General features: G+C 74.2%; 22 protein-coding genes. 11 read left to right on the plus strand and 11 right to left on the minus strand.

Going from position 1 to position 25,290, the window contains the following annotated elements; all coding sequences use genetic code 11:
- Window positions 1-67 precede the first annotated feature (67 nt).
- From ACI799_RS19050 to ACI799_RS19060, 3 genes are all read right to left on the minus strand, one after another.
- Complete coding sequence (locus ACI799_RS19050; protein WP_456613696.1) at window positions 68-583, minus strand: (2Fe-2S)-binding protein; 516 nt, start codon at window positions 581-583, stop codon at window positions 68-70.
- Complete coding sequence (locus tag ACI799_RS19055) at window positions 580-1,452, minus strand: FAD binding domain-containing protein (RefSeq protein ID WP_456591092.1); 873 nt, start codon at window positions 1,450-1,452, stop codon at window positions 580-582. Before ACI799_RS19055 ends, ACI799_RS19050 begins: the two co-directional genes overlap by 4 nt.
- Window positions 1,453-1,745: 293 nt before the next feature.
- Entirely contained in the window at window positions 1,746-3,251 is a 1,506-nt protein-coding gene (locus ACI799_RS19060) for a uracil-xanthine permease family protein (RefSeq protein ID WP_456613697.1), read from the minus strand.
- A 181-nt stretch (window positions 3,252-3,432) separates the two neighbouring features.
- Between ACI799_RS19060 and ACI799_RS19065 the strand changes: the two genes are divergently transcribed.
- Window positions 3,433-4,938 (plus strand): FdrA family protein, encoded by a 1,506-nt coding sequence (locus ACI799_RS19065; RefSeq protein WP_456613698.1) that lies wholly within the window; start codon window positions 3,433-3,435, stop codon window positions 4,936-4,938.
- Window positions 4,935-6,353, plus strand: coding sequence for a DUF1116 domain-containing protein (locus ACI799_RS19070; RefSeq protein ID WP_456591089.1), 1,419 nt, complete (start codon window positions 4,935-4,937; stop codon window positions 6,351-6,353). The genes ACI799_RS19065 and ACI799_RS19070 overlap by 4 nt, the downstream gene beginning before the upstream one ends.
- Before the next feature lie 76 nt (window positions 6,354-6,429).
- On the opposite strand, the gene ACI799_RS19075 is transcribed toward ACI799_RS19070, so the two are convergent.
- Window positions 6,430-7,170: a hypothetical protein gene (locus ACI799_RS19075; RefSeq protein WP_456600484.1), complete on the minus strand. Its 741-nt coding sequence runs from the start codon at window positions 7,168-7,170 to the stop codon at window positions 6,430-6,432.
- Window positions 7,171-7,332: 162 nt separating this feature from the next.
- Window positions 7,333-8,088 (minus strand): DUF2470 domain-containing protein, encoded by a 756-nt coding sequence (locus ACI799_RS19080; protein ID WP_456613699.1) that lies wholly within the window; start codon window positions 8,086-8,088, stop codon window positions 7,333-7,335.
- Between the two features lie 63 nt (window positions 8,089-8,151).
- On the opposite strand from ACI799_RS19080, the gene rpsD reads away from it, so the two are divergent.
- The 4 genes from rpsD to ACI799_RS19100 all read left to right on the plus strand — a co-directional run bounded on the left by rpsD (window position 8,152) and on the right by ACI799_RS19100 (window position 11,949).
- Window positions 8,152-8,754, plus strand: a complete 603-nt coding sequence (rpsD, locus tag ACI799_RS19085; RefSeq protein ID WP_456591263.1) for a 30S ribosomal protein S4 — start codon at window positions 8,152-8,154, stop codon at window positions 8,752-8,754.
- 137 nt (window positions 8,755-8,891) lie between these two features.
- Window positions 8,892-9,479 carry a hypothetical protein gene (locus ACI799_RS19090; protein WP_456613700.1) on the plus strand — a complete coding sequence of 196 codons (588 nt, stop codon included), beginning with the start codon at window positions 8,892-8,894 and terminating at the stop codon, window positions 9,477-9,479.
- A 164-nt stretch (window positions 9,480-9,643) separates the two neighbouring features.
- Window positions 9,644-11,407 carry a PP2C family protein-serine/threonine phosphatase gene (locus ACI799_RS19095; RefSeq protein ID WP_456613701.1) on the plus strand — a complete coding sequence of 588 codons (1,764 nt, stop codon included), beginning with the start codon at window positions 9,644-9,646 and terminating at the stop codon, window positions 11,405-11,407.
- A gap of 35 nt (window positions 11,408-11,442) precedes the next feature.
- Window positions 11,443-11,949 (plus strand): RNA 2'-phosphotransferase, encoded by a 507-nt coding sequence (locus ACI799_RS19100; RefSeq protein ID WP_456591260.1) that lies wholly within the window; start codon window positions 11,443-11,445, stop codon window positions 11,947-11,949.
- Window positions 11,950-11,953: 4 nt separating this feature from the next.
- Here the strand turns inward: ACI799_RS19100 and ACI799_RS19105 are convergent, their stop codons facing one another.
- Together ACI799_RS19105 and ACI799_RS19110 are read right to left on the minus strand one after the other, a co-directional pair.
- On the minus strand, window positions 11,954-13,027 hold the full coding sequence (locus ACI799_RS19105) for a PP2C family protein-serine/threonine phosphatase (protein ID WP_456600488.1): 1,074 nt from the start codon (window positions 13,025-13,027) through the stop codon (window positions 11,954-11,956).
- A 107-nt stretch (window positions 13,028-13,134) separates the two neighbouring features.
- Window positions 13,135-14,280, minus strand: coding sequence for a Cache 3/Cache 2 fusion domain-containing protein (locus ACI799_RS19110; protein ID WP_456613702.1), 1,146 nt, complete (start codon window positions 14,278-14,280; stop codon window positions 13,135-13,137).
- 424 nt (window positions 14,281-14,704) lie between these two features.
- Between ACI799_RS19110 and ACI799_RS19115 the strand changes: the two genes are divergently transcribed.
- Both ACI799_RS19115 and ACI799_RS19120 read left to right on the plus strand, forming a co-directional pair.
- On the plus strand, window positions 14,705-15,124 hold the full coding sequence (locus ACI799_RS19115; RefSeq protein WP_456600490.1) for a hypothetical protein: 420 nt from the start codon (window positions 14,705-14,707) through the stop codon (window positions 15,122-15,124).
- 65 nt (window positions 15,125-15,189) lie between these two features.
- Complete coding sequence (locus tag ACI799_RS19120) at window positions 15,190-16,890, plus strand: signal peptidase I (RefSeq protein WP_456613703.1); 1,701 nt, start codon at window positions 15,190-15,192, stop codon at window positions 16,888-16,890.
- Between the two features lie 78 nt (window positions 16,891-16,968).
- Here the strand turns inward: ACI799_RS19120 and bar are convergent, their stop codons facing one another.
- From bar to ACI799_RS19135, 3 genes are read right to left on the minus strand one after another with little or no spacing between them, the layout of a single operon-like run.
- The gene (gene bar / locus ACI799_RS19125) at window positions 16,969-18,072 is read right to left on the minus strand and encodes a barbiturase (protein WP_456591255.1); all 1,104 of its coding nucleotides are present in this window, start codon (window positions 18,070-18,072) and stop codon (window positions 16,969-16,971) included.
- An 11-nt stretch (window positions 18,073-18,083) separates the two neighbouring features.
- Window positions 18,084-19,055 (minus strand): carbamate kinase, encoded by a 972-nt coding sequence (locus tag ACI799_RS19130; RefSeq protein WP_456600493.1) that lies wholly within the window; start codon window positions 19,053-19,055, stop codon window positions 18,084-18,086.
- Between the two features lie 55 nt (window positions 19,056-19,110).
- Entirely contained in the window at window positions 19,111-19,644 is a 534-nt protein-coding gene (locus tag ACI799_RS19135) for an N-acetyltransferase family protein (protein ID WP_456613704.1), read from the minus strand.
- Window positions 19,645-19,722: 78 nt separating this feature from the next.
- On the opposite strand from ACI799_RS19135, the gene ACI799_RS19140 reads away from it, so the two are divergent.
- Entirely contained in the window at window positions 19,723-20,904 is a 1,182-nt protein-coding gene (locus ACI799_RS19140; RefSeq protein ID WP_456613705.1) for a benzoate/H(+) symporter BenE family transporter, read from the plus strand.
- Between the two features lie 13 nt (window positions 20,905-20,917).
- Here the strand turns inward: ACI799_RS19140 and ACI799_RS19145 are convergent, their stop codons facing one another.
- Window positions 20,918-21,751, minus strand: a complete 834-nt coding sequence (locus ACI799_RS19145) for a PHP domain-containing protein (RefSeq protein ID WP_456591251.1) — start codon at window positions 21,749-21,751, stop codon at window positions 20,918-20,920.
- Between the two features lie 80 nt (window positions 21,752-21,831).
- Here ACI799_RS19145 and ACI799_RS19150 point away from each other — a divergent pair, with 80 nt between their 5' ends.
- Window positions 21,832-24,054, plus strand: coding sequence for a DEAD/DEAH box helicase (locus tag ACI799_RS19150; protein WP_456613706.1), 2,223 nt, complete (start codon window positions 21,832-21,834; stop codon window positions 24,052-24,054).
- 114 nt (window positions 24,055-24,168) lie between these two features.
- Window positions 24,169-24,846, plus strand: a complete 678-nt coding sequence (locus ACI799_RS19155) for an alpha-ketoglutarate-dependent dioxygenase AlkB (RefSeq protein WP_456613707.1) — start codon at window positions 24,169-24,171, stop codon at window positions 24,844-24,846.
- Window positions 24,847-25,290: the final 444 nt, after the last annotated feature.

Genomic DNA, 25,290 nt, shown 5'->3' on the forward strand with positions numbered 1-25,290 from the left:
AGCTTTACCTGCGTTTCCAGCCCCAGGACGTAGGGATAGCTTCCTATGCCCGGGGTGGCCGGTGGCATCAGGCGTCCTTCATCGCGGCGGCCGCGGAGTGCACGGCCTTCTTGATGTTGGCGTAGCCGGTGCACCGGCAGAGGTTGCCGCCGACCATCTCGTCGACCTCCTCCTCGGTGAGCTCGACCGAGTTGTCGCGGCCCTCGAGCCCGGCCGCGATCGTCATCAGGAAGCCCGGCGTGCAGAACCCGCACTGCAGCGCGTGGCACTCGCGGAACGCCTCCTGCACCGGGTGCAGCACCTGCCCGCCCTGGTGGTCCTCGCGCGCCAGCCCCTCGACGGTGCGCACCTCCGACCCGTCCACCTGGACGGCGAGCATCAGGCACGAGCGCACCGGGGCGCCGTCCACGATCACCGTGCACGCCCCGCAGACGCCGTGCTCGCAGCCGACGTGCGTGCCGGTCAGCCCGAGGTCGTGGCGCAGCGCGTCCGACAGCAGCCGGCGCACCGGCACCGTGGCTTCACGTGGAACACCGTTCACGGTGACGGTGATCGTCCGTTCGGTGTCGACGGAGGCGGTCATGCGGCGGTCCTCCCAGCAGCTTCGGCGGCAGCCTCGGCCAGCGTTCGCTCGGTCAGCACCCCCACCAGCAGCCGCCGGTAGTCGGCGCTGGCGTGGATGTCGGTGTCCGGGTCGACCAGGGTGCGCGCGAGCGCCCCGGCGGCGGCCCAGTCGGCCTGGTCCACCGGCGAGCCGGCGACGGCCTCGGTCAGGTCGTGCACCTCGGGGGTGAGCCCCACCGAGACGTAGGCGGCGCGGGCCGACTCCACCCGGCGGTCGGCGTCCAGCGTGACGACGACGCCCGCGCCGCAGACCGCGTAGTCGCCCTTGCGGCGGGCCACCTCGGCGAACGCGGTGCCCGCGCGTGCCGGGAGGGCCGGGAAGGTGGCGGAGGTGACGACGGCGCCGCCGGGGATCGACGTCTCCAGCGGCCCCACGAAGAAGTCGCGCCAGCCGACGGACTCGGTGCCCGACGTCGTCGCCACCGTGACCGAGCCGTCGGTCAGCGCCAGCACCGACGTCATCTCGCCGGAGGGGTCGGCGTGGGCGATCGAGCCCACCGTGGTGCCCCGGTTGCGGACCGCCGGGTGGGCGACGTTCGCGGTGGCCCGGCCGAGCAGGGGCTGGGCGGCGGCCGCGCCCTCGTGCCGGAGCAGCGTGTCGTGCCGCACGAGGGCGCCCACCGTCACGCCCTCGCCGGTCACCTCGACCGTGTCCAGGCCGGGGATCCGGTTGATGTCGACCAGCGTGGCCGGCGCCGCCAGCCGCATCGAGAGCAGGGGCAGCAGCGACTGGCCACCGGCCAGCACCTTGGCGCCGTCCTCGGACAGGAGCGTGAGAGCTTCGTCGAGCGTGCTCGGATCCGCGTAGCGGAAGGGGGCGGGCTTCACCGGCTGCGGTCACCTCCGTGCGTGCTGGAAGACGCCACTCTGTCACCGGCACGAAGCGGGCGAAAGTACCTCAGCGCTAAAACTTCGTTGCGAATTCGCTGCGGGTTCCGGCCCCGTCCCGTTTCCGCTGGGCAGGCGTCGGTAGCGCCGGCCGACGACGGCGAGCGGGTCGTCGCCGGCCCGGTCCCATAGCGACCCGGCGCCGCGGGGAACCCGTGCCGGAACGCGCGCCGCCCCCGGTCCCGGACGACGGGTGCTGTCGTCCGGAGGCCGGGGGCGGCGGGGGAGCGGGTCTAGCGGTCGCGCGTGTCCCTGCCGGGGGTGTGCCCGCCGAGGACGCCGGGGCGGCCGACCTCGTCCACCGACGACGGGTCGGTGCCACCCTGCTCGTCGGCGTAGCCGCCGGCCGGGCCCTCCGCTTCGGCGCCGTGGCCGAACGTGCTGCCGGCGGCGGGGTGCGTGCCCTCGCGCAGGAGTGCGGCCTTCATGTCCGCCGGGGCCAGGGCGCGGGCGACGTGCCAGGCGACGACGGCGACGATCGAGCCGAGCGCGATGCCGTTGAGCACGAACTCGTCGGTGAAGGTGAGGGTCACGTTGCCGACGCCGATGATGATCCCGGCGGCCAGCGGCACCAGGTTGATCGGGTTGGCGAAGTCGACCCGGTTCTCCTTCCAGATCTTGGCGCCGAGCAGGCCGATCATCCCGTAGAGGACGACGGTGATCCCGCCGAGCACCCCGCCTGGGACGATGTTGATCAGGGCGCCGAACTTGGGGATCAGCCCGAGCAGGATCGCCACCAGCGCGGCCACGTAGTAGGCCGCCGTCGAGTAGACGCGGGTGGCGGCCATGACGCCGATGTTCTCGGCGTAGGTGGTGGTGGGGGAGCCGCCGACGGAGGTGGCGACGACGGTCGCGATGCCGTCGGCCGCGACCGCGCGGCCCATGTACGGGTCGAGGTCGCGCTTGGTCATCTCGGCGACGGCCTTCACGTGCCCGGCGTTCTCCGCCACCAGCGCGATCACCGCGGGGATGACCAGCAGGCTGAAGTTCAGCGAGAACGACGGGCCGGTGAAGTCGGGGAGGCCGAACCAGTCCGCGTCGGCGACCGAGTCGAAGTTGATCCGGTCGCGGGTGGTCTCGGCGCCGGTGCCGTCGGGCGAGGTGATCTGGCCGGCGGTGGCGTCGAGCAGTACCGACAGCAGGTAGCCGAAGATCAGGCCGAGCAGGATCGAGATGCGGGCCAGGAACCCGCGCAGCGCCAGCGAGGCGACGATGACGAAGGTCATCGTCGCCAGCGCGACCCACTGGTCCTGCGGCCAGTACGTGCCGGCGGCGACCGGGGCCAGGTTGAAGCCGATGAGCATGACCACCGCGCCGGTGACGGCCGGCGGCAGCACCTTGTTGATCAGTCCGAGCCCTGCGAAGTGGATCAACAGACCGACCAGGGCGAGCACGACGCCGGCCACGAGCAGCGCGCCGACGACGTCGCTGGAGTCGCCGCCGTTGGCCCGGATCGCGGCCACGCCGCCGACGAACGCGGCGCTGGTGCCCAGGTAGCTCGGTACCCGGTTCTTCACGATCAACAGGAAGATGATCGTGGCGACGCCGCTCATCATGATGGCGAGGTTGGGGTCCAGCCCCATGATGATCGGGAAGACGAAGGTCGCCCCGAACATCGCGACGACGTGCTGCGCGCCGATCCCGACGGTGCGCGGCCAGGAGAGGCGTTCGTCGGGGGCGACGGCCTCTCCGAGTGGGGGCGTCTTACCGTCCCCGTAGAGCTTCCACCCGAACGACATGAGTGCCTCCTCGACGTGCCTGTCCGACTCGGTCCGGCGTCGGTCGACGGCTGTCGGCCCGATCGCGAGGCGCCACTGTGTCACTGGGCACAGGCCCGGCGGAAGTACCTCAGTGCTAAATCGTTGTTGCATCGAGATGCCGATACTTCACCGCTGAGAGATCTCTCGGTACGGTCCGGGCATGAGCTCCTCAGCCCCTCCCGGTGGAGACGCCGCGGTCTCGGTGCAGCTGCGATCCGGCGTGTACGCCGACTCGGTGAAGCTGATGCAGGTGAGTCGCCGGATCAGCGGCCGCGAGGGCGTCGGCGCCGTCCTCGTCGCCATGGCCACCCCCCTGAACCTCGAGCTCGCGGCCGGCATGGGTCTGGCGCCCGAGGGCGAGACGAGCCCCGAGCAGCTGCTGATCGCCGTCCGCGCGGACGACGAGGAGACGCTGGCCGCCGCGCTCGCCGACGTCGACGCCGCCCTCGCCGAGCGGGAACGCGCCACGGGCACCGCCGCCGCCATCCCGCACCGCACCGTCGGTGCCGGCCTCGACGAGCTCTCCCCCGAGGCGCCGGCCCTGGCGATCGTCAGCGTGCCGGGCGCGTACGCGGTCGCCGAGGCCGCCGACGCGATCGCCGCCGGGCGCAGCGTGCTGGTCTTCTCCGACGGCGTCCCGGTGGAGCACGAGGTCGCCCTCAAGCGCGCCGCTCACGACGCCGGGGTCCTGGTCATGGGCCCCGACTGCGGCACGGCGATCGTCTCCGGGGTCGCCCTCGGCTTCGCCAACGTGGTGCGCCCCGGGCCGGTGGGCCTGGTCGCGGCGAGCGGCACCGGTGCCCAGCAGGTCTCCTGCCTGCTCGACATGGCCGGCGTCGGCGTCTCCCACGTGCTGGGCGTGGGTGGGCGCGACCTCAAGTCGGAGGTCGGCGGCCTGGCCACCCTCGACGCGCTGGCCGCCCTCGACGCCGACCCCGCCACCGAGCGGGTGCTGCTGGTCTCCAAGCCGCCGGCCCCGGAGGTCGCCGCGGCCGTCGAGGAGGCCGCGGGGCAGCTCTCGGTGCCGGTGCGGTCGGCCGCCCTCTCGCCGGAGACCCCCGACCTCACCGCCGCCGTCGAGGCCCTGCTCACCGACATGGGGCTCGACGTCCCGGTGTGGCCGTCCCGCCCCGGCCCCGCCGAGGCCGCCGTACCCGGCGCGGTGCTCAAGGGCCTCTACTCCGGCGGCACGCTGGCCGACGAGGCGATGCTCCTCGCCGCCCCGGCGCTCGGCGGCATCCGGTCGAACACCCCGCTGGAGCCCGAGCTCGATCTCGGGACGGACCTGTCCGCCTCCGGGCACGTCGTCATCGACTTCGGCGACGACGCCCTCACCGTCGGCCGCGCGCACCCGATGATCGACCCGACGCTGCGGCTCGAGGCGATCGCCGGGGTGGCCGCCAGCGACGAGCCCGCCGTCCTGCTGCTCGACGTCGTCCTCGGGCACGGCGCCGACCCCGACCCCGCGGGGGCGCTGGTCCCCGCGCTGGATGCGGCGCGGGCGCAGAAGCACCTGCCGGTCGTCGTGGCGCTGATCGGCACGGAGGGCGATCCGCAGGGCTGGTCCCGGCAGGCCGACGCCCTCGCCGCGGCCGGCGCCGCCGTCTTCTCGTCCAATGCTGCCGCCACGCGGTACGCCCTCGACCTGCTGGGAGCTTCGGCATGACGCTCGGCAACCTGCTCTCCGGACCGCCGGCGATCGTCGCCGCCGGCGTCGACGTCTTCTCCGACGCGCTGCGCGCCCAGGGCGCCGACGTCCACGACGTCGACTGGCGGCCCCCGGGCTTCGGCGACCCGGCCGACCTCGCCGCCCTCGCCCTCGACGCCCGCCGGGCCGCGGCGAACCGCACGGCCGTGGAGCGCGTGATGGCCGCCGGCTCCGTGCTGGTCGACGTCCGCCCCGCCCGCGAGGTCATCGGCCTGACCGACCGCACGCTCCTGCACTCCGGCCCGCCGCTGGCGTGGGAGAACGCCTCGGGGCCGATGCGCGGTGCGCTGATCGGCGCCTGCCTGTTCGAGGGGTGGGCGGCCGACGTCGAGGAGGCGGAGGTCCTCCTCTCCACCGGCGCGGTCACCCTGGACCCCTGCCACCACCACCGCACCGTCGGCCCGATGGCCGGCGTGACCAGCCCGTCCATGTGGATGTGGTGCCTGGAGGACCCGGTCACCGGTGGCAAGGCCTACTGCAACCTCAACGAGGGCCTGGGCAAGGTGCTGCGCATGGGGGCCTTCAACGAGGAGGTGCAGACCCGGCTGCGGTGGATGCGCGACGTCCTCGGACCGGTGCTGTCGAAGGCGGTGCGCGGCTCGATCGACGCCGGCAACGACCCGCTCGACGTGAAGGCCGTGCTCGCCCAGATGCTGCAGATGGGCGACGAGGGGCACAACCGCAACCGCGCCGGCTCGCTCATGGCGCTGCGCGAGCTGTCGCCGTCGATCGTCGCCAGCGGTGCCTCGTCGTCGGACATCGCCGACGTGCTGCGGTTCATCGGCGGCAACGAGCACTTCTTCCTCAACCTCGGCATGCCGACGGCGAAGCTCGCCCTCGACGCCGCCCGCGGCATCCCCGGCTCGACGATGCTGACCGTGATGTCGCGCAACGGCACGGAGTTCGGCATCCAGACCGCCGGCACCGGCGACCGCTGGTTCACCGGGCCGGCGAACACCCCGGTCGGCCTGTTCCTCGGCGACTACGGGCCCGACGACGCCAACCCCGACATCGGCGACTCCGCGATCATGGAGACCTACGGCATCGGTGGGTTCGCGATGGCGGCGGCGCCGGCGATCGTCCGGTTCGTCGGTGGCACCGTGCCCGACGCGCTGGCGACGACCGAGCGCATGTACCAGCTGACCCTGGCCGAGAACCCGGCGATGGCGATCCCGATCATGGGCTTCCGCGGCTCGCCCACGGGCATCGACGTCCTCAAGGTGGCGCGCACCGGCTGGCTGCCGCAGATCAACACCGGCATGGCCGGGCGGATCGCCGGGACCGGCCAGGTGGGCGCGGGGTTGGTGCAGCCGCCGCAGGAGTGCTTCGAGCAGGCGCTGGCGGCGCTGGCCGAGGAGGCCCGCACCGCCTGACCCCTCCGGATGCGACGAACTCGTGGTCATCAGCCGCGGATGACCACGAGTTCGTCGCACTCGGGAGGCAGGCCGGTCAGAGCAGGCCGCGGGCGCGCAGCGTGCGCAGCCCGGCGAAGACGTGCCGGCGGATCCGGTCCTGGGTCCTCTCGTGCATGTCGACGAAGCGGAAGCACAGCTCCGTGCGGTCGTCCTGCCGCGGGATCCGCCGGGTCACCTCCCCGCGGCAGGGCACCTCCTCCTGATCCAGGCAGACGACGAGGGGAAGCACGGCGCCGAGGCGCAACGGGTCCTCATCCTCCGGCTGCGTCGTCCCGTCCTCGCCGGGCAGACCCTCCGGCTGCTCGACCGCTCCCTCGGCGGATCCGGCGGCCGGGCCGGCCGTGGGGGCGGTGACCGTTGCGCGGAACAGCGCCCGCATCCCGCCCTCGCTGATGTCGAGGCTCGCCCCCCGCAGCACCTCGGTCCCGACGGTCATCTGCACCTGCACGCTCAGCGGTGCGCGCACCGCCGACCGGCGCTGGCCGCGGGTGGCGGGGCCGACGGGCCGCAGCCGCCACTGGGGCGGGTCGGACCGCGTCGCGACCAGCTCGGTCGGCCGGGATCGCAGCTCCTCGGGGCCGCGCCACACCACCTCGACGTGCTCGCCGGGCTCGATCGCGACCCCCTGCTGCATCCGGTCCTCATCGACCGTCACCACGAACTCCGTGGCACCGGCCGCCTCGACCCAGCTCAGCAGCACGTCGCCCTTGCTGGTGACCAGCAGATCGACCACCGCTCGCGGCTCCGGGTAGTCGATCCCCGCGCTCTCGGCCATTGGTGCCCCCGTGTTCCTGAAACGATCCGTTCTGGTGGCGGCAGGCTAGTGGGGCAGGGTTACGAATTACTGAACGCGCTGCTCAGGCGGGGTGTGTCGGGTGTGTCGCCGGCGGGTCCGAGCGGGCGGAGTGGCGCCGCCTGGCGTGCGGCTGGGCAGTGTTCAGGCGGGGCCGCAGGTGAGCAGGTGGTCGACGGCGGCGGCGAACCCGTCGACGTCGTCGAGCGCCTCGGTGAACGGCACCCGCAGGTCGTAGCAGCCGTTCCGGCCCTGCACGCGGAACCGGACGCCGAACCGGTCCAGCCCCAGCAGCCGGACGTCGTCGTGCCGGCCGGCCCAGTGCTGCACCCGGCCCGTCAGCCGGCTCAGCGCAGCGGCCTGCTGCGCCATGAGATCGATCTCCGCGCCGCTGACCACGTCGGGCCGGGCGGCCCGGAAGTCGTCGGGGTCCACCTCGGCGCGCGTCCCGGACTCCTCGAGCTCGACCTCGGCCAGGTCCAGCCGCACCAGCGCCGCACCCAGACCCACCTCGAACAGCACCTCCGCGGGCGAGGAGTCGGCGAAGTCCAGCACCAGCTGCGGCGCGTCCTGCTCGCTCACCGGCACGAGCCAGCCGGTGAGCTGCACGAGCCCCCGGACGGGGTGGCGGAGCGGGAGGGGAGCGCGGTCGGCGACGGTCAACCGGGCGGGGACGTCGCCCAGCGGGGAGGAGCGCAGCGCCGTCATCACACCGCCGTCGGTGGGGACGACGAGCAGGACGTCACCGTCGGCCGTCGTCGTCGCGGCCAGCACCTGGCAGGAGCCGACCCCGGCGACGTGCAGGCTGGCGGCGGAGCGCACCGCGACGGTGCGGGCGCGCTCGGCCGCCGGCGGCTGCCGGTCGACGGCCGCGGACGAGTGGGTCGGGCCGGCCGTCATGGACCACCTCGGAGAGCTCGTGGGCGAGTAGTAAGGTGAGCCTAACCAAACCGGAGGTCCCGAGTGAACACGCCCCGTCCCAAGGTCCGGCTCAGCCGCGCGCTGGGCATCCCGCTCACCCCGAAGTGCGTGCAGTACTTCGAGCGCCGCCCGTACCCGCCGGGCGAGCACGGGCGGAAGCGTCGCAAGGACAGCGACTACTCCACCCGGCTCAAGGAGAAGCAGCGGCTGCGCGCGCAGTACGACATCAGCGAGACGCAGCTGCGCGCCGCCTTCGACCGCGCCAAGCGGACCGGCGGGAAGACCGGCGAGGCGCTGATCCAGGACCTCGAGTCCCGGCTGGACGCCACCGTGCTGCGCGCCGGGTTCGCCCGCACCATCTACCAGGCCCGCCAGTTCGTCACCCACCAGCACGTGCTGGTCAACGGCAAGCGGGTCGACCGCCCGTCCTACCGGCTCAAGCCCGGGGACTTCGTGCAGATCGCGGAGAAGTCGCGGACGAAGGAGCCGTTCGTCGTCGCCGCGTCCGGGGCGCACGCCGAGGCGCCGAAGTACCTCGAGGTCCGGCTGGCCGACCTGGTCTGCCGCTACGAGCGGACGCCGACCCGCGACGAGGTGCCGGTCGTCTGCGAGGAGCAGCTGGTCGTGGAGTACTACTCCCGCTGACCTCCCCGCGGGAAGGTGCGCACCGCCCGCATCGGCTGCCTGGTGGGCCGGTGCGCGCCTCCCGCCGTCGGATCCACCCTTGCCGTGCGTGCGCGGAGCCGTCAGGCTGCGCCACCACGTGGGCGAGCTCCGGGAACGTGCCGCACGACGCACACGCCGAGCGCTTCCGGTTGACGAGCCCGCCGGAGAACGAGATCCCGGTGGTCCTGCCGCTCGCGGCCGTGCTCGGCCGCAGCGACCACGCGGCGGTCGCGCTCACCCGCGTCGCGGTCTTCTCGACGGGGGTGCTCGTCGACCTCGTCGTCCGCGTGCGTCCCGGCGCCATCCCCATGGTGGACCTGCACGAGATGGTGTGGCGGAGCGGCGACGGCGCACCGCGGATGCTGGTCGGGGTCCAGCTCGCCGACGGCACCCGCCTGGACAACGACCGCCGCCAGGGGCCGATGGAGGACGTCGTCTTCTCCTCGCAGGGCGGCAGTGGCAACGAGCACTCGGTCGACCAGGGCTGGTGGCTGGCCCCGCTCCCGCCACCCGGGCCGGTGCGGTTCGTCGTGCGCGGCCCGGTGCTGGGGATCGAGGAGACGGTGACCGAGCTCGACGGGACGGCCATCCGCCGGGCGGCCGAGGACGTGGTCGAGCTCTGGCCGTGGACGCCGCCGGAGCCGGCGCGCGAGGAGTCGGGGCGCCATCCCGACGTGCCGCCGGACAGCTGGTTCGCCGGCTGACGACCAGGCGGCCAGGCGGGCCGCCCAGCAGACCGTCGGCGGCCGCGCATCGGCGCTGGCCCCCCGTGGTGGGGAAAAGGTCGTGCCCAATGCACCCCGTGCGGGCGCGGGTGCGAGGATATGGGCAGCACGAACGAACGGCCGCCGCCACGGTGGTCCGGCGTGTGCCGGGCCATCGGGAGGCAGCGCTGAACAGGCACCTGGCGGAGCTGATCCCCGGTGGACCCCGGACGGAGCTGCAGCGGCTGGTCCTCGAGCACGACTGGGGGACGACCGCCCTCGGCCCGCAGGCGGACTGGTCACCGACGCTGCGGACCACGGTCAGCACCGCGCTGAACTCACGCTTCCCGTTCCTGCTGATGTGGGGACCGGAGCTCGTCATGGTCTACAACGACGACTACGCCCCCATGCTCGGCGCCCGGCACCCGGCCGCCCTGGGCGGGTCGGCGCGGGATGTCTGGGCCGACATCTGGCCGGCCCTGGACCCGATGGTCGCCGAGGTCATGGCGGGGCGGGCCACGTACTCGGAGGACCTGCTCCTGGTCATGACCCGCCACGGGTTCGAGGAGGAGACCTACTTCTCCTTCTCGTTCAGCCCGGTGGTCGAGCCGGGCGGCGCGGTCGTCGGCCTGCTCGACACCGTGGTCGAGACCACCCACCGCGTGCTGGCGGCGCGCCGACTCGGCATCCTCCAGCGGCTCGGCAGCCTGCCGCGCGCCTCGCACGGCGACACGACGGAGGCGGTGTCCACCGCGCTCGGGGTGCTCGCCGACGCGCGCACGGACTGCCCGTTCGGGCTGGTCTACCTGGCGGACGAGGACGGGAAGCCGCGCTTCGTCGCCGGGCAGGGCCTCGGCGTGCACGGGGAACTGGCCACCAGTGCCATCCCCGAGCAGGTGCTCCGCGCCATGGCGACCGGCGAGGCGCAGACGGTGACCGGGCTGGCCGGCGTCCTGCCGGGGCTGTCCAGCGTCGGCGCGAGCCCGGCCGGACAGGCCGACGTCGACACCGCCGTCGCCCTGCCGCTCACGGCCGCCGGCGCCGAGCGGCCGATCGGTGCGCTGGTCCTGGGCGCCAGCCCGCACCTCCCCCTGGACGACGGCTACCGCATCTTCATGGCGTTGGCCGCCGGGCAGGTCGCCGCGGCGATCGCCGACGCGCAGGCGGTCGTGGCCGAGCGGCGGCGGGCCGAGGAGCGGGCACGGTCCGAACGCGCGCGCGCCCAGTTCTTCACCGACGTCGCCGTCACCCTGCAGCGCGCGGTCCTCGGGCCGACCGCGCTGCCCGAGGGGTTCGCCGTCCACTACGAACCGGCCACCGGCACGCTCGAGGTCGGCGGGGACTGGTACGACGTGGTGGACCTCCCCGGTGGCGGCTACGGCGTGATGGTCGGCGACGTCGTCGGCCGGGGTCTGCCGGCCGCGGCGGTGATGGGCCAGCTGCGCAGCGCCGGCCGGGCGCTGCTGCTGGAGAGCCGGTCCCCCGCCGACGTGCTGTCGGCTCTCGACCGGTTCGCCGCGCTGGTTCCCGGCGCCGCTGTGAGCACGGTCTTCTGCGCCGTCGTCGACCCGCTCGCGGGCATCCTCTGCTACAGCAGCGCCGGGCACCTGCCGGCGATCCTGGTCGAGGAGAACGGTGCCACCTCGCTGCTGGAGGCGGCGAGCGCGCTCCCGCTCGCCGTCGCGGACGGGGACGGGCGCCCGGAGGTCGAGGTGGCCTTGCCCGCCGGCTCGACGCTGCTGCTCTGCACCGACGGCCTGGTCGAGCGGCGGCACGAGGCGCTGGACGAGGGGATCGGCCGGGCGGTCGACGCGCTGGTCGACGGCCGGCACCTCGGCCCCGCCGAGCTGAAGGCGCGGCTCACCGAGCGGCTGCTCGGCGACGCCCCGGACGACGACGTCGCCTTCGTGCTCTTCCGCTGCGGCTGACGCGGGCGCGGTAGCCGGGGATGGACGTCGTCCGGGTGAGCAAGCGGCTGTCCTTCGTCCTGCGGCACCGCCCCGAGTCGGTCGGGATCACCCTGGACCCCGCCGGCTGGGCCGACGTCGACGTGCTGCTCGCGGCGCTCCACCTCACCCGCGAGCAGCTCGAGCACGTCGTGGCCGCCGACGACAAGCGCCGGTACGAGCTCCGGGGTGGCCGCATCCGCGCCAGCCAGGGGCACAGCGTCGCCGTCGATCTCGGTTACGCGGACGAGACGCCACCGGACGAGCTCTTCCACGGCACCGTGGCGCGTTTCCTGGCGGCCATCCTCGCCGAGGGGCTGCGCCCGGGACGTCGGCACGCGGTCCACCTGAGCGCCGACGTCGTCACCGCCCGCGCCGTCGGGAGCCGCCGCGGCGCACCGGTCGTGCTGCGCGTCGACGCCGCCGCGATGGCCCGCGAGGGCGCGCGGTTCAGCCGCTCGGCCAACGGGGTGTGGCTGGTCGCCGCGGTACCGCCCCGCTACCTGACCGTGCTCGGCGGCTGACCGGTCAGGACGGCACCCGGAGCGCCAGCAGGGCGATGTCGTCGTCGCCGCGGGTGCCCAGCGCGCTCAGCAGGCCGTCGCACATGCGGTCCAGCGGCTCCCGGCCGCGCTCCTCCAGCGCCCGCACCAGCCAGGCGGTGCCGTCGTCGAGGGTCATGCCGCGCCGCTCGACCAGCCCGTCGGTGTAGAGCAGCAGCGTGTCGCCCCGCCGGAGCACCACCTCGTGGTCGGTGCGCGGTGGCCCGTCGGCGGTGCCGGCTCCGAGCAGCCGGTCGGGTTCCCGTTCCAGCACCTCCACGCAGCCGTCGGCCCGCACGACCACCGGGGGCGGATGCCCCGCGTTCGACCACTGCAGCGGCACCGCGTTCCCGGCCACGCCCCGCGGGTCGACGGACGCCACGGCCACGGTCACCAACGTGTCCAGCCCCAGGCCCTCCAGTACGTCGTCCAGCACGGTCAGCGCGGCGGCGGGGGAGCCGTGCCCGACCCGGGCGAGCGCGCGGAGCATCCCGCGGGTCTGCGCCATGGTGGCTGCCGCGGGCGCGTCGTGGCCGGCGACGTCGCCGATGACCAGCATGGTGCGGCCGTCGGTCAAGGGAAAGGCGTCGTACCAGTCACCGCCGACCTGAGCCTCTCGCGCGCCGGGGAGGTAGCGGGCGGCCGTCTCGAGCCCCGGGACCTGCGGGATGCCGCCCAGCAGCGCCCGCTGCAGCGTCTCGCCGGTGTGGACGGAGGCCCGTGTCGCGGCGGCCTCGGCGCCGAGCCGGGCCACGTGGGCCTCCCGGCGGAGCCGCAGCTCGCAGGTCACCACGGCCAGGATCCCGCCGAGGGCGACGGCGACCAGCCGGACGCTCTGCGCCACCGCTGTCTCGGCGGTGTACTGCTGGCTGTAGAGGCCGAGGAGCGTGGTGACGACGAACGCGGACGCCGCGTACGCGACGGTGGCCTGCCGGCTCAGGAAGGTCGCCGACGCGAGCGGGGCGATGACGGTGAGCCCCAGCACCACCTGGCCGCGGCCGGTGATCACCTCGGCGATCACGACGAGCAGCAGCACGATGGCCGGCAGCGCGGTGTTCACGCGCCCGAACCGCTTCACCGCATCCCCCTCGTGCCCGCCAGCAGCGCGGCGCGTCCCCTGGTCAACCTAGAGGACGGTGGCGGCCTCGCCGTCGACCCCCGGAGCGGTCAGCCGCCGGTGCCGGGCATCGAGTCCAGGGGCAGGCCGACGTAGAGCATGCCGATGAGGGCCCCGCCGTCGTCCCGCAGCCCGGTGTAGGCGGTGAAGTACGGCCGGTCGGCAACCGTGGCCGCACCGGTGTAGGTCCCGCCGGCCAGCACGGCGGCGAGCACCGGGTTCGGGCGGCCGTCGGGGCCGGTCCGCGCGATGGCGGTGCCGACATTGCGCCGGCCGGCGGGCGTGAGCACCGTCGTCGCCACCCGCACCATGCTCCCGGCCTCGTCGAGGCGCTGGAACAGCGTGCAGCTGCCGCCGACCTGCCGCACCACCTCGTCGACGAGCCGCGACGGCCGGCGGGGGTCGTCGCTGCGCTCCAGGGGCATGTCGCCGAGCAGCAGGTCGGGGAGCGCGGCGGTGTGCGTGGCGCCGGTGGTCTGGTCGCGCACGGGAAAGGGGGTCCGGGCGTCGCCGAGTCGGGCGCCACCCAGGTCGGCCAGCTGCTGCTCGGCCACCGCGAGGGCTCGCCGGACGTAGACCACCCGCTGGCTGTCGGCCAGCTGCCCGACGGCCTCGCTGATCCGTGCGGAGCCGCCGGCCGCGCGGTCGACGTTCTCCACGACGCGCTCGGTGGCCGCCCGCTGCTGCTCGACGGCGGCGGCGATGGTGTCCTGCGCCTCGGCGATGGAGCCGAGCGTCCCGGTGATCCGCCGGACCGCCTCGACGGCCTGCTGGGTCTCCCGCTGCACCGCCGTGATCTGCGCGTCGATGTCGCGGGCCGCCTGCGCCGTCCGGTCGGCGAGCTCCTTGACCTCGTCGGCGACGACGGCGAACCCGCGGCCGAGGTCGCCCGCGCGGGCGGCCTCGACGGAGGCGTTCAGCGCGAGGAAGCGGCTCTGCTGGCTGATCGCGCCGATCAGCCGGACGAACTGGGTGATCGACTCGCTGGCGGTCCGCAGCGCGGCGATCCGCTCGTCGACGGCCTGCGCGTCCTGCACCGCCTCCTCGGCGACGGCCGAGGCCCGGCCGGTGCTGGCGGAGATGTCGCCGATGGCGGCCCGCAGCTCGGCGAGGGAGGCGGCGGCCTCCGCGGAGGTGTCGGAGACCTCGCGCGAGGCCCGGGCGAGGACGCCGGCCTGACGCGCGGCGTCCTCCATGCTGGTGTCCCGCCCGGCGGGGCCCCGGGGTGGGCGCGATGCCGGCACGGCCGCCGCCGTCGCCGGGGGGAGCGGAGCGGGGCCTGACGACGCGGACGGACGCACGACCCGTTGCCTCCTGCAGCTGCCGGTGGACCTGCCCGTCGGCCGGGAGGTTCCGAGACACGCTAGGCCGCATGCCCGGCACCCCCGGAAGGCGCGCCGGTCGACCGCCGAAGCCGCCCGTAGGAAGCCATTCCGGCGCCATTCGGTGACCGTCCCGAAACTGTCGACTCGGCGACTCGAGTTTCTTTTGGGACAGGAGTTGAGAATGCGCAGGGTCGTGCCGAGAACAGGGGCGTCAACGAATCGGCGCAGCCAGCACGTGGACCGGGTGACCAGCATCCCGGCGGGTCTGGGCCACTGAGAGAACAGGACCACTGCAATGCGCCTGTCGCGCGTTCTGCTCGCCGGTGTCGCGGTCGCCGGCATCGCCGCCACCACCTCCGCCTTCACCGCCGGAAACACCGTCGACGCCAGCATCGCGGGCTTCGGCGCCAACACCGTCAGCGGTGTGACCGTCACAAACATCCAGTACGTGCCGTCGACCACCGACCACGCCAATCTGGCGCAGGTCGTCTTCACCGTGCAGGAGGACGTCGACACCGGTCACGGGGCGAGCCTGACGCTGCGCAACGGCCCTAGCAGCAACACGACTCCGGGCAGCATCGTCGGGACCTACGAGTGCACGACCTTCGGCACCCACGACGGGACGGTGGGCACGATCACCTGCAACACCGCACCCAACCCCGCGTTCACCAGTTTCACGGGCGTCGGCCTGGCCGTCTTCCAGACGGCCCCCTGACCCACCCATTCGAATAGGGCGGGTGCCGTGCGCCTGCCCGCCCTCCTCGTACCGGTGTCCACGCCATGACTGCTACGTCCAAGGTCGCCAGCACCAGCGCCGTCGTCGCGCTGGTGCTGGCGACCCTGTGGTTGTTCTGGCCCGCCAGCCTCGGCGGCGGCACGACGTACGTCTCCACCTTCGGCAACAGCATGGAGCCGGCCTTCCACACCGGGGACCTGGCGGTCCTCAGCCGGGCCTCCACCTACTCGGTGGGTGACGTCGTCGCCTACCGGAGCGAGTCCCTCGACACGGTCGTCATGCACCGCATCGTCGCCGCGGACGCCGAGGGCTTCGTGACCCAGGGCGACAACAACGACTGGCTCGACGAGGACCGCCCGACGCAGGAGGAGATCCTCGGCCGGCTGTTCGTCCGCATCCCGCAGGGCGGCAAGGCGCTCAAGGCGATCAGCTCCCCCTCGGTGCTCGCGCTCGTGGGCGTCGCCTCGGCCCTGGTCCTCTCCGCGGCCCGCCGGAAGCGCGGCGGCCACCGGGCCCGGGCGCTCCGCCGCCGGCTGCCGACCCTGCGCACGCCGTCCTTCGCCGTCCCGTCGTTCCCGGTGCGCTCGGTGCAGCTCCCACGGGTCCCCCGCGGCTCGCTGACGGTGCTCGTGCGGGCCCGCGCCCGTCAGGTGGCGCTGGTGGCCGCCGCCGTCGCGCTGGTCGCCGCCCTGGGTGCCGGTGCGCTCCTCGTCGTCCCCGGCACCGAGGCGGTCGAGGAGCCGCTCACGGTCACCCAGCAGGGGCGTTTCTCCTACACCGGGACCGCCGAGCGCGGCACCACCTACCCCGACGGGACGGTGGGAACGGGGGACACCGTCTGGACCAGGCTGTCGACCGGGCTGACCGTCTCCTACGAGGACACCGTCACCGGCCCCGACCTCGCCGGCCTCCAGGGCGCGCTGCGCCTCGACGTCACCGTGCAGGCGGCCGACGGCTGGAGCACCTACCTCGCCAGCGGCCACGTCGTCGGCTTCACCGACGGGGTGGCTGCGGCGTCGGTCGAGGTCGATGCCGCCCGCGCCGCCGAGGTGCTGGCCCGGCACTACGCCGAGGTCGGCGTCTCGGGCAGCACCGCGACGCTGACCGTCACCCCCACCGTGGCCCTCACCGGCACCGTGCGGGGCACCGCCTTCGAGGCGGGCCCCCCGGCCGGCCTGGACTTCGCGCTCGACCCGACGGCCCTGCGGCTGGCCGGTGACCCCGGGACCGTGCTGACGGCGGCGACCCCGACGTCCATGCAGGTGACCACGGTCGGCCCCCGCTCGTTCGACGTCCTGGCGCTCTCGGTGCCCGTCGGCGTGGCCCGGGCCGTCGTCCTCGCCCTGCTGGCCCTCGCGCTGCTCGTCGCCGCGGCCGGTGCGCTGCTGGGCCGGACCGGCCGCGGCGACGCCGCCGACGAGTTCCTCGTGCGGCACGCCGACCGGATCGTGCCGGTCGCCGGGTTCGCCGCGGGCGGGACCGTCATCGACGTCTCCGACGCCGAGTCCCTGCGCCGGGTCGCGGAGCGGTTCGACACCGTCGTCCTGCACCACGCCGCCGCGGAGGAGGACGTCTTCGCCGTCCGGGACGTCGACGCGACCTACCGGTTCGTGGTGCCGGGCGGAGCGGGCGCCCGGCGCGGCAGGCCGCCCGTCCCGGCCCCGTCCCGGGCGCCCCGTGCGGCCGCCGACGAGGACCTCACCGCGCCGCTCCCACCCGTCGGCCTCCGCGGTCTCCTGGCCTGATCCCGGGAACGACATCGGGGAAGCAGGGCTCCGGAACGTCGTCCGGACCCCCACTTCCCCGAAGTGGTGTTCTGGGAACTACGCCTTGACGATCGCTGCCACCGGGCCGCCGCCGGACGGGCCCTGGTGCACCGCGGCCACCGAGACGAACACCGCCGGGTCGCCGGTCACCGACGCGGTCACGCCGCCCACGCACGCCTTGATCTGGCGGTGCCAGGAGACGTCGGAGTCGTCCAGCATGGCGTTGCGCCGCCCGCGCACCTTGCCGTCGGGCGAGGCCTCGCACTTGAGGAAGACGTTGACCAGCCGGTCGCCGAGGTCGGTGTGGTGCGGCCGCTCCGGCAGCTCGAGGCCGGCGTCGCGGATGGCTGCCCAGATGCCGTCCTGGTCCAGCGCGTCCTTCATCACCGAGTGGCCGACCCGGTAGTTGCCGCCGTGCCCGCGGGCGTTGCCGACGACGACGATCTGCGCCCGGTCCAGCTCCACACCCGACGAGCAGGACGCGACCGAGGAGTACAGCGACAGGTCGCGCATGATCTGCTCCTGCTTCGGCATCTCGATCTCGCCGAGCGCCACCGCGATCCCCAGCGCCGTCGTGCCGTTGGAGATGTCCATGGAGCCGTGCGGCTCCTCCAGGATGGTGGTCTCCCCGCGCTGGTGGGCGTCGCGGATCGTGTCGATCGTCAGCAGCGGCGTCTTGGTCTGCACGTAGTGCACGTCGGCCGGGTCGGTGATGCCCGCGGCCTCCATCGCCTTCTTCACGCCCTCGGCGACCTTCTCGACCATCGCGACGCGGCCGATGTCCTCGGGCAGCAGGACGTCGCTCATCGCGTAGCCCACGGTCAGCCGCGGCTCGTCGGTCTTCTCGACCGAGTCCTCGGGCAGCGTCGCGAAGACGGTCGCGTGCGGGCTGATGACGCCGTCGGTGCCACCGGACCACACGATCGGGATGTCGCCGACCTCCTCCTTGCTCCGCGAGCCCTTCTCGAGCAGCACCTCGCGGAAGGCACGGTCGGCGATGATCCGCGTGTAGTCGTTGATCCCGCCGTTGCCCTCGGTCTTGCCGATGACGGCGATGACGCGGTCGGCCTCCATGACGCCGTCGTCGATCAGCTTGGCGAGCTCGGAGGCGTCGCTGACGTTGTGCAGCGGGACCTTGCGGACCTCGATCGGTGCGGGCATGCGGGTTCCCTTCAGGAGTGGGTGAGGACGGTGCCGGCGTCGTCGCCACGGACGGCGTCGGCGATGTGCTGGAGCGAGGTGATGACGGCGCGGGTGGGCGGGGCGTGGCCGGCGGCGGAGCCTTCGACGAAACGGAGAGCTGCTTCCACCTTCGGGCCCATCGATCCTCGGGCGAACTGCCCGGCCGCCGCCAGTTCACGCAGCTCGGCGACGGTGACCCGGCCCAGCGGGCGCTGTGACGGGGTGCCGAAGTCGACCATCACGTTCGGGACGTCGGTGGCGATGACCAGGGTGTCGGCGTCCACGTCGCGGGCGAGGATCGCGGCGGTCAGGTCCTTGTCGATGACCGCCTCGACGCCGCGCAGCGCGTGCCCGTCGACGTGGTCGTCGATCACCGGGATGCCGCCACCGCCGGCGCACACCACGACGAACCCGGCCGCGGCCAGGGCGTGGATGGCGGGCGAGTCGACGACGGCCCGGGGTTCCGGTGAGGCGACGACGCGCCGCCAGCCCTTCTCCCCGCGGTCCTCCCAGGTCTGCCCGAGCGAGACGAACTGTTCCGCCCGCTCCCGCGGCAGGAAGCGGCCCACCGGCTTGGAGGGCTCGGCGAAGCGCGGGTCGTCGGCGTCGACGCGGGTGCGGGTGACCAGCGCGGCGGTGCGCTGGGGGAGGCCGCGCACGGCGAGGGCGGCGTCCAGCTCGTCGGCGACGGTGAAGCCGATGGTGGCCTGGGTCTGCGCCACGTTCCAGTCCAGCGGCACCGGGGGCACCTCGTGGGCGGCGAGCTCGTTCTTGACCAGCAGGTTGCCGACCTGCGGGCCGTTCCCGTGGGTGAGCACCACCTGGACGCCCGCGGCGACGACCTCGGCGACGTGCCCGGCGGCCTGCCGGATCGCATCGCGCTGCGCCTGCGGGGTCGCGGAGCCGTCGGCCCCGGTCATGGCGTTGCCGCCCAGGGCGATCACCACGCGCGTCGACGTCACCCCGCCGACCCTAGCCGCATTTCCCTTAGCGGTGAAGTACTTCTCCGGAGGAGGGTCAGCTCGGCTCGGCCGGGTCGTCGTCGTAGGAGCCCAGCGGTCGCTGCGCCCAGAGCACGTCGCGCCACCGGCCGTGCTTGAACCCGATCCGCCGGTAGGTGCCGATCGGCTCGAAGCCCATCGCCGTGTGCAGGCCCTCGCTCGGCTCGTTGGGCAGCGTCATCCCGGCGATCGCGGTGCGGAACCCGCGGGCGGCCAGCCGCTCGAACAGCGCTTCGTAGAGGGCGCGCCCGCCGCCGCGCCGTCGTCGCCCGCCGTCCAGGTAGACGCTCACCTCGCAGCTCCACCGGTAGGCGGCGCGCTCCTTGTACGGCCCGGCGTAGGCGTAGCCGACGACGGCGCCGTCGTCCTCGAGGACCAGCCAGGCGTGCGCCCGCCGGGCCGCCGCGATCCGCTCCGCCATCTGTGCCGGCGTCGGCGGCTCGAGCTCGAAGGTGATCGCCGTGCCGGTGACGTAGGGCGCGTAGATCGCGGCGCAGGCGGCGGCGTCCGCCGGGGTGGCGTCGCGGACGGTCGGAGCGGGGGCACCCATGATCGTCAACGTAGCCGGGCGCCGGGTCGGAGCGCGGTGAGCTGGAACACCCGTGCCCCTCGGCTAGCGTCCCCGGCCGTGCCTCCCGCCCCCTCCTCGACGACCGTTGCGGGGCTGGTCACCGCGCTCGTGGGCTTCCTGAGCTCCTTCGCCGTCGTCCTCACCGGTCTGCGGGCGGTCGGGGCCACACCGGAGCAGGCCGCCTCGGGCCTGCTGGTCCTCTCGGTCGCGATGGGCGTGGCCACCGTCCTGCTCGCCCAGCGGACGCGGATGCCGATCACCGTGGCCTGGTCCACGCCCGGGGCCGCACTGCTGGCGACGGCCTCGGCGCCCTCCTGGTCGGTGGCCGTCGGCGCCTTCCTCCTCGTCGGCGTCCTCGTCCTGCTCACCGCTGCGTGGCCCCGGCTGGGCGAGGCGATCGGCGCCATCCCCCCGGTGCTCGCCCAGGCCATGCTCGCCGGCGTCCTCGTGCCGCTGTGCCTCCAGCCGGTCCGGGCCGCGCTGGAGATCCCCTGGCTGGTGGTGCCCGTCGTGCTTGTCTGGGTGGTGCTCCTGCGGTTCTCCCCGCGCTGGGCCGTGCCGGCTGCCTTCGCGGTCACCCTCGGCATCATCGGGTGGCTGGCCGTCCGGGACGGCGGCGTCCCGGTCGCGGCGCTGCTGCCGAGCCTGGTGTGGACGACCCCGGACTTCGGCTCGGTCGCCGTCGTCGGCCTGGCCCTGCCGCTGTTCCTGGTCACCATGGCCTCGCAGAACGTGCCGGGCATGGCGGTGCTGGCCGCCTTCGGCTACCGGGCGCCCTGGCGCCCGGCCATGGCGGTGACCGGCGCCGGCACGCTGCTCGTCGCCCCGTTCGGCGGTCACGCGATCAACCTGGCCGCCATCAGCGCGGCACTGGCGGCCGGTCCGGAGGCCGACGCCGACCCCGGGCGCCGCTACCTCGCCGCCCGCACCGCCGGCCTTGCCTACGTCGGGTTCGCGGTGGTCTCCGCCGCCGTCGCAGCCCTCGTCGCCACGGCCCCGGCCGGCTTCGTCGCGGCGGCCGCCGGCCTCGCCCTGTGGCCGGTGCTGGCCTCGTCCCTCAGCGCCGCGCTGGCGCGGGCGGAGGACCGGATCCCCGTCGTCGCCAACTTCCTCGTGGCGATCAGCGGGATCACCGTCGGCGGCATCGGGTCGGCGTTCTGGTCGCTGGTAGTCGGGCTGGTGCTCTGGGCCTGGTACCGGCCGTCCCCCACCGCGCCGGAGCCCACCGTCCCGGCCTGACGGGGACCTGGCGTCAGCGGCGCCAGAAGTCGAAGCGGTCCCGGCCCGGGCGGAACCCGGCCGCCTCCGCGACGGCGACGGCGAGGTCGAACTTCTGCCCGACGGCGGCAGGCGCGTGCGCGTCGCTGCCGAAGCTGACCGCTTCCCCGCCTGCCTCGTAGAACCAGCGCACCTGGTCCGCCGACGCCAGCGGGCTGCTGGTGTTGATCTCCAGCGCCCGGCCGCTCCCGGCCAGGGCCCGGAACACCGCCCGGTACTCCTCCTCGTAGTCCTTCTCCACGTACCGCTGCGAGCCGCCGGGCCAGTACCGGCGGGGGAAGTCCACGTGGGCCAGGACCTGGAAGACGTCGCTGCTCTCGATCATCCCGACCATCTCGCCGAGGTAGCGGCGCATGGTGGCGTCGGCGTCGACGTGCAGGAGCCGGCCGACACCGACCAGCCGACCCTGGTCGGAGAGCGAGTGCAGCGAGCCGAGGATGCGGTCGACCGGGGAGTCCTCGAGGTGGCGGGCGATGCTCGCGGCGAACAGGTGCGGCTCGCCGGTCTCGATGCCCGACCAGATCCGCAGTTCCGGGAACCGGTCGCGCACCTCGGCCAGCTCGGCGAAGTAGCCCTCGACGTCGATCGGCAGCTGGTGGGCCGGGTAGCGGTCGACCAGCCCTTCCGCGGTCGCCCGGTCCTCCTCGTGCCAGACGGTGAAGTCGAGGTGCTCGGTGAAGGCGACCGCGGGCAGGCCCTGGGCGATCGCCCGCTCGCACGCCCTGCGCATGGTCGACGAGTCGGGGGTGTCCCACGACCAGTGGGTGTGCACGTGGTTGTCGGCCGGAAGCTGCCCCTGGTGGTCCATCGCCTGTGGATTCTCCCCGTCGTCCACCGGTCGCGCGCGGGGGGCCGTCGCTGTCGGCGGTGGTGCCTACTGTCGTCGGCATGAGCACCGCCGCACCGCCGTCCTCGATCGCCGACGAGGCCCTGGAGATCCTCCGGGAGCTGACCGGCCGCCCCGACGCGGTCTTCCGCGAGGGGCAGGACGCCGCCGTCGCCGCGCTGGTCGAGCGCTCCCAGCGGGCGCTGGTCGTGCAGCGCACCGGCTGGGGCAAGTCCGCCGTGTACTTCGTCTCCACCGCCCTGCTGCGCCGCCGCGGCGCCGGGCCGACGCTGCTCGTGTCCCCGCTGCTGGCGCTGATGCGCGACCAGGTGGCCGCCGCGGCCCGCGCCGGCATCCGCGCGGTGGAGATCTCCAGCGCCAACATGACGGAGTGGGACGACATCGCCGCCCGCCTGGCCGCCGACGACGTCGACGTCCTGCTCGTCTCGCCCGAGCGGCTCACCAACCCGCGCTTCCGGGAGGAGCAGCTGCCCGGGCTGGTGGCCCGCTGCGGGCTGGTCGTCGTCGACGAGGCGCACTGCGTCTCCGACTGGGGGCACGACTTCCGCCCCGACTACCGCCGGATCCGCGACCTGCTGGGCACGCTGCCGGCCGGCACGCCGGTCCTGGCCACCACCGCGACGGCGAACGAGCGGGTGGTGGCCGACGTCGCCGAGCAGCTCGGCGCCGGGGGCGTCGAGGTGACCACCGTCCGCGGTCCGCTCTCCCGCGACTCGCTCCGCCTGGGCGTGCTGCGGCTGCCCTCGGACCGGGCCCGCCTGGCCTGGCTCGCCGCCCACCTCGGCGACCTGCCGGGCAGCGGCATCGTCTACACGCTCACCGTCGCGGCGGCCGAGGAGACGGCGAACCTGCTGCGCGACGCCGGCCACGAGGTCCGCGCCTACACCGGCCGGCTCGACGACGCCGACCGCAAGGACGCCGAGGAGGCGTTGCGGAAGAACGAGGTGAAGGCGCTGGTCGCCACCTCCGCCCTGGGCATGGGCTTCGACAAGCCCGACCTGGGGTTCGTCGTCCACCTGGGCGCGCCGTCGTCGCCGGTCAGCTACTACCAGCAGGTCGGCCGTGCGGGCCGCGCGGTCGAGCACGCCGACGTGCTGCTGCTCCCCGGCCCCGAGGACATCGCGATCTGGCAGTGGTTCGCCACCTCGTCCATGCCGCGCGAGGACCACGCCGCCGCGGTGCTCACGGCGATGGCCGACGGCAAGGCCTGGTCGGTGGCCCGCCTGGAGACGGTGGCCGACGTCCGGCGGTCCCGGCTGGAGCTGCTGCTCAAGGTCCTCGCCGTCGACGGTGCGGTGGAGCGGGTGCAGGGCGGCTGGCGCTCGACCGGGCAGCCGTGGGTCTACGACGCCGACCGCTACGCCGGGGTCACCCGCACCCGGGAGGCCGAGCAGCGCGCGATGCTCACCTACGCCAAGCCGGTCGACGAGGCCGAGTGCCGCATGGCATTCCTGCAGTCCGCGCTCGACGACCCGACCGCCGCCCCCTGCGGCCGCTGCGACGTCTGCGCCGGGCCCTGGTACGCCACCGACGTCCCCGAAGCGGCGTCCGAGGCGGCGTCCGCCGCGCTGGACCGTCCCGGGGTGGAGCTGGCGCCGCGGGCGATGTGGCCGACCGGCGCCGACCGGCTGGGCGTCGACGTCAAGGGGAAGATCCCGCCGGGGGAGCAGCTGGCGACCGGCCGCGCCGTCGCCCGGCTGACCGACCTCGGCTGGGGACAGCGCCTGCGGTCCCTCCTCGGCGACGACGGCGTCGGCGGTGTGGTGGAGCTCGACCTCGAGGCGCCCAGCATCGAGGAGGACCCGGACGCCGCCTTCGACGTGCCGGTGCGCCGCTCCGTCTCCGACGTCCCACCGGACGAGGAGCTCCTCCGGGCCTGTGGCCGCGTGCTCGCCGCCTGGGACTGGGCGGAGCGCCCGGCGGCCGTGGTGGCGGTGCCGTCGCGCCGCCGCCCCCGGCTGGTGACGGGCGTCGCGCAGGGGCTGGCGCGCATGGGCCGGCTCCCCTACCTGGGCGAGCTCTCCCTGGCCCACGGTGGGCCGACCGGGCAGCCTGGCGGGAACAGTGCCTTCCGGCTGGCGGCCGTGTGGGACCGGATCGTCGTGGGCCCGGAGCTGCGCGACCGGCTGGCGGAGGTGTCGGGACCGGTGCTGCTGGTCGACGACCTGGCCGACTCGCGCTGGACCATGACCGTCGCCGGCCGGGAGCTCTGCCGGGCCGGCGCATCGTCGGTGCTGCCGTTCGCCCTGGCGCTCACCGCCTGAAGGAGGACCCCTCTGCCCCCCACGCCTCGCACGCTCGGCGCGGGCCCCTGCAGAGGGGCCGCGTATCCACAGCTTTTCGCACACATGTGCGAAAAGTCGGGGTAGCGTGCCGGCATGGAGAAGGACCCCGTCCCCCTCGCCGCTCGCCCGCTCGCCGCGAGCCTCCGGACGGGGCCTGCCCAGCCCTCGATGTGGGATCTCGCCGACGAGGCGACGCTCCAACCCCTGGATGGCGCGACCCGTCACGACCTGGGCCGGGGGGCGTGGGTCGACCACCTGCCCGGCTGGGTGGCCGGCTCGGACGAGGTGCTCGACGTGCTGCTCGGTGACATCGGCTGGCGGGAGGACCGCCGGCAGATGTACGAGCGGGAGGTCGCGGTCCCGCGGCTGCTCCGCTGGTACTCCGGCCGCGAGCAGCTGCCGCACCCGCTGCTCGGCGAGGCCCGGGATCGGCTGAACCGGCACTACCTGCCCGAGCTGGGCGAGCCGTTCGTCACCGCGGGGATGTGCCTCTACCGCGACGGGCGGGACAGCGTGGCCTGGCACGGTGACCGCATCGGCCGCGGGCGATCGGCCGACACGATGGTCGCGATCGTCTCCTTCGGCTCGCCCCGCCCGCTGCTCCTGCGCCCGGTCGGCGGCGGGGAGTCGCTGCGCTTCCCCCTCGGCCACGGTGACCTCGTGGTCATGGGCGGTTCCTGCCAGCGCACCTGGGAGCACTGCATCCCGAAGACGACCAAGCCGGTCGGACCGCGGGTGAGTGTCCAGTTCCGCCCTCGCGGCGTCGCCTGAGCCCGAAAAGTGCGGAACGACGGGGCTGGAGGCGCCGTCCCCTGGCTCCGCGCGGGGCCCGGGGACCCCCCCTGCAGACCCCCTCGGAGAGCGTGTACTGTTCTCCCTGCACCGAGCGAGAACGGACCGGGCCGCGAGGCCCGGGAAACCGCCGGACGAGCCCCCGAGGTTCACCGATGCGGAGCCCGGTGTACAGTGGAGAAACCGCCTCGAACGATGGCCAAGAAATTGGCCGGGATTCTTGCGCGTCCGCTCCTTGAGAACTCAACAGCGTGCCGAAAGTCAGTGCCAAGTAATACCCCGTGCCCTGGCCACTGTGTGGTTGGGGCTGGGATTCCTTTGGTTGATTGATATCGCGAGTGTCAGCTCGCGGTTCTCAGCTGCGATCAAATCATCTACGGAGAGTTTGATCCTGGCTCAGGACGAACGCTGGCGGCGTGCTTA

This window comes from Blastococcus sp. SYSU DS0753, from assembly GCF_054051175.1.

What these genes read in the sequence shown, in the direction of transcription:
- ACI799_RS19080 (WP_456613699.1), bottom strand. Translation starts at nt 8,088, where the DNA reads ATGACGGCCGGCCCGACCCACTCGTCCGCGGCCGTCGACCGGCAGCCG.
- bar (WP_456591255.1), bottom strand. Translation starts at nt 18,072, where the DNA reads ATGCCCGCACCGATCGAGGTCCGCAAGGTCCCGCTGCACAACGTCAGC.
- ACI799_RS19155 (WP_456613707.1), top strand. Translation starts at nt 24,169, where the DNA reads ATGGAGAAGGACCCCGTCCCCCTCGCCGCTCGCCCGCTCGCCGCGAGC.
- ACI799_RS19145 (WP_456591251.1), bottom strand. Translation starts at nt 21,751, where the DNA reads ATGGACCACCAGGGGCAGCTTCCGGCCGACAACCACGTGCACACCCAC.
- ACI799_RS19150 (WP_456613706.1), top strand. Translation starts at nt 21,832, where the DNA reads ATGAGCACCGCCGCACCGCCGTCCTCGATCGCCGACGAGGCCCTGGAG.
- ACI799_RS19075 (WP_456600484.1), bottom strand. Translation starts at nt 7,170, where the DNA reads ATGGCCGAGAGCGCGGGGATCGACTACCCGGAGCCGCGAGCGGTGGTC.
- ACI799_RS19120 (WP_456613703.1), top strand. Translation starts at nt 15,190, where the DNA reads ATGACTGCTACGTCCAAGGTCGCCAGCACCAGCGCCGTCGTCGCGCTG.
- ACI799_RS19060 (WP_456613697.1), bottom strand. Translation starts at nt 3,251, where the DNA reads ATGTCGTTCGGGTGGAAGCTCTACGGGGACGGTAAGACGCCCCCACTC.
- ACI799_RS19115 (WP_456600490.1), top strand. Translation starts at nt 14,705, where the DNA reads ATGCGCCTGTCGCGCGTTCTGCTCGCCGGTGTCGCGGTCGCCGGCATC.
- ACI799_RS19070 (WP_456591089.1), top strand. Translation starts at nt 4,935, where the DNA reads ATGACGCTCGGCAACCTGCTCTCCGGACCGCCGGCGATCGTCGCCGCC.
- ACI799_RS19110 (WP_456613702.1), bottom strand. Translation starts at nt 14,280, where the DNA reads ATGGAGGACGCCGCGCGTCAGGCCGGCGTCCTCGCCCGGGCCTCGCGC.
- ACI799_RS19065 (WP_456613698.1), top strand. Translation starts at nt 3,433, where the DNA reads ATGAGCTCCTCAGCCCCTCCCGGTGGAGACGCCGCGGTCTCGGTGCAG.
- ACI799_RS19135 (WP_456613704.1), bottom strand. Translation starts at nt 19,644, where the DNA reads ATGGGTGCCCCCGCTCCGACCGTCCGCGACGCCACCCCGGCGGACGCC.
- ACI799_RS19050 (WP_456613696.1), bottom strand. Translation starts at nt 583, where the DNA reads ATGACCGCCTCCGTCGACACCGAACGGACGATCACCGTCACCGTGAAC.